7 protein-coding genes are annotated in these 6,909 nt (G+C 34.9%); 2 read left to right on the forward strand and 5 right to left on the reverse strand.

The window, feature by feature from the left end; translation table 11 throughout:
• The coding region (locus tag DYY65_RS09930; RefSeq protein ID WP_201449451.1) for an Nramp family divalent metal transporter at positions 1-624 on the forward strand (624 nt) is incomplete at its 5' end.
• A gap of 522 nt (positions 625-1,146) precedes the next feature.
• Here the strand turns inward: DYY65_RS09930 and DYY65_RS09935 are convergent.
• Entirely contained in the window at positions 1,147-1,620 is a 474-nt protein-coding gene (locus tag DYY65_RS09935) for a hypothetical protein (RefSeq protein WP_236561782.1), read from the reverse strand.
• A gap of 439 nt (positions 1,621-2,059) precedes the next feature.
• Here DYY65_RS09935 and DYY65_RS09940 point away from each other — a divergent pair, with 439 nt between their 5' ends.
• Positions 2,060-2,284, forward strand: coding sequence for an FUN14 domain-containing protein (locus tag DYY65_RS09940; RefSeq protein WP_162477806.1), 225 nt, complete (start codon positions 2,060-2,062; stop codon positions 2,282-2,284).
• Positions 2,285-2,384: 100 nt separating this feature from the next.
• On the opposite strand, the gene DYY65_RS09945 is transcribed toward DYY65_RS09940, so the two are convergent.
• From DYY65_RS09945 to DYY65_RS09960, 4 genes are all read right to left on the reverse strand, one after another.
• Positions 2,385-3,872 (reverse strand): M20/M25/M40 family metallo-hydrolase, encoded by a 1,488-nt coding sequence (locus tag DYY65_RS09945; RefSeq protein WP_162477807.1) that lies wholly within the window; start codon positions 3,870-3,872, stop codon positions 2,385-2,387.
• Positions 3,873-4,017: 145 nt separating this feature from the next.
• Positions 4,018-5,346 (reverse strand): hypothetical protein, encoded by a 1,329-nt coding sequence (locus DYY65_RS09950; RefSeq protein WP_162477808.1) that lies wholly within the window; start codon positions 5,344-5,346, stop codon positions 4,018-4,020.
• A 468-nt stretch (positions 5,347-5,814) separates the two neighbouring features.
• Positions 5,815-6,033: a hypothetical protein gene (locus DYY65_RS09955; protein WP_162477809.1), complete on the reverse strand. Its 219-nt coding sequence runs from the start codon at positions 6,031-6,033 to the stop codon at positions 5,815-5,817.
• Between the two features lie 279 nt (positions 6,034-6,312).
• Positions 6,313-6,909, reverse strand: a 597-nt coding sequence (locus DYY65_RS09960) for a sensor histidine kinase (protein WP_236561783.1), incomplete at its 5' end; no start/stop codon positions are given.

The raw sequence follows: 6,909 nt of genomic DNA on the forward strand, positions 1-6,909 counted from the left end.
GCCCTTTTTGTACATTCGTGGTTTACCAAAAATAAAAGTAAAGACAAAACTATCCTAGAACGAAGGATATTAAGGAAGCTACACCTAACAGAGAATATCGTTATACTTACTGTTGCCGGATTGGTAAACGCTGCGATAATGATTATGGCTGCTGCTGCGTTTAATGCGCACTATTCTAATGTAGCATCAATAGCCGATGCTTACAGGACATTAATTCCTCTGTTTGGTGCAGGAGCCGGAATTGTTTTTATTATTACATTGCTTGCATCTGGTATTTCTTCATCGGTTGTAGGCACTTTAGCTGGTCAAGCTGCTATGGAAGGCCTGTTGGGCTTGAAAACTAATGTATGGATAAGACGAGTTGTAACGAGATTCATTAATGTCGTCCCCACCACAATAGCACTATTACTAGGATTAGATCCTCTTAGTATACTAGTTTACAGTCAAGTAATACTTAGTTTGATGATACCATTACCGATGATTCCTCTTGTATTGTTGACTAGAAATAAATCGATAATGGGCGAATTTGTCAATAGAAATATTACAACAATTATTGCTACTGTCTTTGTAGGCATAATATTGACATTTAATTTTTTTCTAATAATGACTACGGCCAAATTGTAAAGATTACTAAATGAATATTTCTCCGAAGCCCTTTCGAATCTCGTAGCTTACTGGCTTAGCGTACTTCTTTTGCTTTTTCTACCTCTTCTGTAACTGTTCTGAGTATTGTCAGAACATATCTAAAAACCAGTCTTACATTCCAGGATCCCTTTGATTATCAAGCAATCCAATTGTTCATAAGCACTATGAAACAAAGCAGATAACGATAAAGCTATACGTTGAATAAGAAAGTAAGAGATTAGACTGCGTGCTTTCCAGGCCTTGCAGTCTTCCCACGTACATGATCAATTTTTGTTTGTTTGCGTACGCATGTCGTCGATCCACGATTTCCTACGAACATGGGACTATCGAGGAGATCGTGAGACATTTATTATATACGCTGACGACTCTATAAAGTTACCGAATTTAAAAGATCATAATGGAAAGGCTGAATTGTAAGATATCAACTTGGGGTTAATGCCATTTCAGCGACTTTCAATTTCCATATTTTTGTTGTTTGACTATTACAGCTGCTTTTGTAACTTAGATTCCTTTTGAGTTGTTAAGGAAAGCTATTTTGCGAGTAGAGTTGCCGTCATTGAAAATTACAACTCCTTGGTAGATTGATGTTCCGTTTTTGTAGTTGGTCCCATTTGTATCATGTGCTGTCCAAGATATCATTTCTTTATCTTTATCTTTTGTAGATATTACCCCATGACCCAATCCGTGTGCCCCTAAGGGGGAGAATATCCATGCTTCAAGGTTTGTGACCTTACTGACATCATTCACAGTCCCATTTTCAAAGATTAATCCCTGAGGAAAGCCTGAAGAATTCAATTTGGTGAAGCCTAAAGACCTTCCATTTGCTTGATAAATTGGATTTTTATTTACTATAAAGCTGTTATTACTTACTGGGTTATTATTTATGCCGGTCTTATTTTTCTCCATAGTGCTATTTGGGATTACTGTAAACGGCATTGATGCTACTTTTTTTATGTCGTCACTCACAGGAAGCAAAATTAACGATATTACGGAAAATGCTGCACATGCTAGTAAGAATATGTTTTTTTATTTTCATATTCCATTTGTATTAAAAAATTATCTAATATTTAAAGAATATGATATAATGAACCGCTCTTAACTTCCCATAGTAAGACCTATGGCTGAGTGCATGAGTTAGCAAGTTACTTACGAAATGGTGATCTTGGCATTGCCTTTTTGCTTAAGAATGCTTATGATCACTTTGATTGCCTATTACTGTCTAGTGACAATCCACTTGTTTTAACATTTGTTTAAAATATTGATCAAATGCACATATCGAGAACCACAATCATGAACGTAAATCACAAAAGCTAAAGCTAAGTGCGAACCGAGTCTAAGCCATCAATAAACAAAAATCAAGGACAGAATGACTTGACTTATTCATGTTCAGATTCGATGGTGGACATCTAATAACTTGTCTATAGAAAGCCTTGCCTTCTCGGCAGGTGGTGGATTTCTGTTTAGTGTAGTAGCCGGATATGCAATAAAGAAAGTAATAAAAATGGTTGCTGTCGTTATTGGATTATTTGTAATAGGTCTTTCATATATCATACAAATGATGGATAGATGTAAATTGGTTAGAAATAGAGAATGCAACATTAGCAAATGTTGCAATCCTCTTCTTCCAAATCCACTTTGAAAATACTAGGTTTTAGAATCATATAGATTGCCACCAAAAAAGCATCTAATAAAGTCCGACTTTTCATACGTCGAGATGAAAACAACTCATCATGGTTGTATCAGTAGCAGGAGAAAGCAAATTTCTCTAAAATAACTATCATACATTTTATGGTTTTATTTAATAAATCAATTCTCATATACTCATTTGGAGAATGTGACCTGTTAGGTATATCGGTTCCACCTATACAAACAGATGGCACACCTAATAGTTTATTGATATAATACATTGGCCCTGTACCAGCTGAAGATACATTGATAATTGCGTCTCCATATACTTCTATTGCAGCTTCCTTAATGATATTTACAAATGGATGATTTATAGATGTCCTGGTAGCAGGTTCAGATCCTAGAAGTCTTATCTCTATTGTTGTATTATTACTGCTGCCGCCATTGTAATTATTATTGTTATTATTACTCGTAGATAACAGATAGTTTCTTATATGCTTTTTTAGCCTTTCAAATTGTATCTGTGGAATCATGTCTGGAACAAGTCTAAAATCTAATCTTGCAACAGTAGTAGAAGGAAGTACAGTCTTTGAACCTTCACCAACATATCCTGATACTAATCCAGAAATATTACATGTTGGCATTCCTGCAAATGCTTTCTTAACTTCAATACCTTTAGCATTATTAATAAAACTAGATATACCATATTCCTTCATTAATGCATCTTCGTCAAATGGCTCTTTCTCAATCAAAGATATCTCTTCATCTGTGAAGCCCCTTACTTCGTTATACCAGTTTTCTATCAAGATATTTCCATTATTATCTCTTAAAGTGTTTAATAGCCTTATAAGGCTCCATGTAGGATTTTCAATCAGAGCTGCCAGACTAGAATGTGCATCTCTACAAGGGCCTTTTGAAACAATTTCGATAGACAGAATACCTTTTTGACCTAAAGAAATAATTGGTCTACCTCTTGTATCCACAAAGCCGCTTTCCCAGATTACACCATCGCACTTGAATTTCTCTTTGTATAGACTAATGTATTCTTTTAAATGAACACTTCCAATTTCTTCTTCGCCTTCTACAATGAATTTAACATTACATGGCACGTCATTAGTTTTCTTAATATAATACTCTAATGCCTTGATCCTAGCAATTAATTCTCCTTTATCATCTACTGCTCCTCGTCCAAAGATGTAGTTGCCTTCAACATTTCCGCTAAATGGATTTTTGTCCCATAGTTCTATTGGCTCAACGGGCTGAACATCATAATGGTTGTAAAATAAAATAGTCTTACCATTGGGATTTGATTTAGATTTAACTTCACCATAAACTATTGGGGGTGGTGATGATAGTGGTGGTGGTTGCGTTGCTGGAGAAGATGGAATGTTACTATTATTATCTTCCTCCTCACCTTCTGTAGAATTATTATTAGTGAGATAGAGAAGTTTAGTATCAATTCCAGCATTCAGCATTATTTGCGCAAGCAGCTTAGCACACTCAACCAATCCTTGGTTTTTTGCTGAAACGCTTGGTTGTCTTATTAGGGTCTGTAAATCTCTAACAGCGTCACCATCATTTATTTTAATATTTTTAATCATGATGTATTATATACGTATTTCAATCTCGTAGAGGCAATAATATAATATATTCGTCACTTCTAAACACACAAAATATATCGATCATCGTGATAAGTCAGACGATTATGTTGTTAAATGTCATACACAATTAGAAAAAGTAATAGCATCACGTTATAGGTTGATTATTTTTAGTCTTCTCCCAGATATCAGATATCACTTCAAACAGTGTTTGTTCCGTAGAACCATTGAATTTCTTCTGCCATAATTTAGCTACATATTCGCCAGGCGTATTTTTGCTTTCTAATCTCTTGTCCAATATGCCAAGAAATTCGGGTTTTATGCTTAAATCAGACAGCCCTTTCCGTGCAAAATCCAATTGATTTCTTATTGTATCTATTATATTAAAATGGGTCTTGGTATCAAATCCTGATCTGACTACGGATAGTCTTTCTTCTCTTAATGAAGAAAGTGGCCGCAATTGTCTCTCTTCATGAATAGCCCTATAAAGATAGCCAATGAAGAACTCTACCAATGCTATCAATGCCTTAGGAGTAGGTTGTACCGACATAATTCTAGTCTCAACGCGATAAAAATCTGAGTTTAGACGAATTCGTAGGTCGTCATGCCTTTCCTTTTCTAATTCAAAGTAATCCTTTGCAATAACTTTATCTCTTCTACTTGTGAGATAGGCTATATAATCTTCAACGCCATCTAGATATTTAGTAATAGCCGGAAAGCCTGAATTTTGCTGTTCTGACTGATCATAAAGATAAATTCGAGGTTCGTGCATAGAAAAGATTTTACCAGCAAAGAGTCTACTATTAGCTCCAAGTACAATTGCAGATGGTATCAGATTTAATATGTGATTGAACATTTGTGCTGTATGAATCGGATTTTGCCCTTGAAGATTAAGATGAAAACCCTGAATAGCAGATGGAATTTGTAATGCCTTAAATTTCAGACCTTCAATTTCCACGTCAGGAATTTTAGTCTGCCACCGTGCAAGTTTCTTGTATCTTGGTTTATCAGTAATCAGTCCATAAGTAGTATTATTCCTATTATTATCGTAATGATCCTTTAATATCTCTGGAGATGGATTACCTCCAAGAAGTACAGGAAATACCATTTCCTTATGCTTGTATACCTTCTGAACTGCTCTATCTAGATGTTCTATAAATTCTTCAAACAAATTATTAAGATCAAGAAGGCTATACATTGGAGTAGGTTGAGTTTTGTATTCAAATTGACACATACCATACTCAAAATCAAGTTCATGTGTAGTTCCTTTTAGCTCTTCAATTAATGGAGCAGCATTAACAGGTACTCCTTTATTATCAAGTAAGCATCCTTCAATCTCCACTCCGACTCGGAATGTTTCATCATATCGTATAGAGTCTCTGTGAGCTCTATTCTTCAATTCTTCTGCCTGCTTTAAAATAAAATAGTAGGAGGTATCAGAAGACGGCAGTCGTTGCCGTAGTCGTCTTTGATTCAACTATTATGATCATAGAAATATAGTAGATAAAGGGATAAATTATTATCCATATATCTTGATGTGAACTATGATTCGGTAATTAAGATTGCCCAATACATTATCATACCTTTTATTTCATGCTACCTCTTTGGAATAACATTCTAAAGGAAATCTAGTAGAATCTTCTACAATAATCCATGTCTATGTCATAGGTTATACTCAATTTAAAATATAGTGAATTTGAAATATAGTGACAAACAGAAAAGTCGCTAGAAGAATGGAATTAAAGCGTTAGAATTATGTTCTGTGCAACCTAAAATGTAAATTGATATGAAGGCTGAGATTTAGCGGGATTTTTGTTAATTGTTGGAGTATTTGTTTGTTATAATTGTAGTGCTGAGGAACATCTTCATTTGCAATCTATTATAATAATAGATATGGATCTACTATCATATTTCTGCCCTCCTAGAGATGAACTTTTACGGATAACTACATGATGCCTGCTTCATCAGCCCGTGGAGTATTAGGTGAAACATCGGCTGAGCTTGCCTTTCCAAAATCTTCTGGTTTTTTGAAACAATCATCGCAAAACCAAACACTATTGACATAATGACCTATCTTTAGCTGACCTTCTTTCTCCACCTCTGATTCTACTGAATCAGCTACGTTAGAGCCGCATTTTATGCACCTTTTTATTAAATCAACCATAAAAATTACAGCACCTATCTTTAATCAATATTAATTAGAGAACTTCTGAGTGATTATTTAAGCTAATATTAGGTCTAATATTAGGAGTCAGCAAGTAATGATAAAACTGAAAGAAGTTATGATCTTGAAATACCCATTTTTTGCTATAAAATGATCTTCGGATGATCTTCGGATGATTGTCCTTTAACAGGATTCATTGTACGCTCTAATAGTATATGGACATAGAAATATTTAGGTTTGGTGTTTTATTTGTAAGTGTGCTAATTCTCCGTCATGTGGCTACGGGCAGACTGAAGCAAAAGGTAGCACCAGATTTTCCCTGACTTTGGCCCATATTTTTCCACCATGAGCTTCTATAATGCTCTTAGATATGTACAATCCTAGGCCAGTTCCACTAAATGACTTGCTCGTGAATTTTGTAAATAGCTTTGGAAATATTTCTGGATCAATACCGGAGCCAGTATCCTCTACACTTACTACTGCCTGTTTTTCATTGTCATTTCCCTGACCTTCTTTATAATCCATAGGTCCAGATATGACAACGGACACGAAACCGTAAGGAGTAAACTTGATAGCATTATCCAATAAGTTGGAGATAACCTGCATTATTCTATCTCTATCAGCTTGGACAAAAATATTATCAATCTGATTAGCAACTTCCCACTCTGCTATGTCCTTGACTGATTTATATGTTATTTTTACCTTATCACTACTGGTGTTTCTTAGTACGAGTTTGGTTCGGGCATCCTCGGTAGCACTTATCATGAGATCGTTTAGACTAAATTTCGTTTTATTCAATTTCAATGTCTGACTTTCGATCCTTGTAATATCCAGTATATCTTTCGTTAGCTTATGAATTCTAAATGAATTTCTATA

Source organism: Nitrososphaera sp. AFS, from assembly GCF_009898475.1.
Lineage (GTDB): Archaea > Thermoproteota > Nitrososphaeria > Nitrososphaerales > Nitrososphaeraceae > Nitrosopolaris.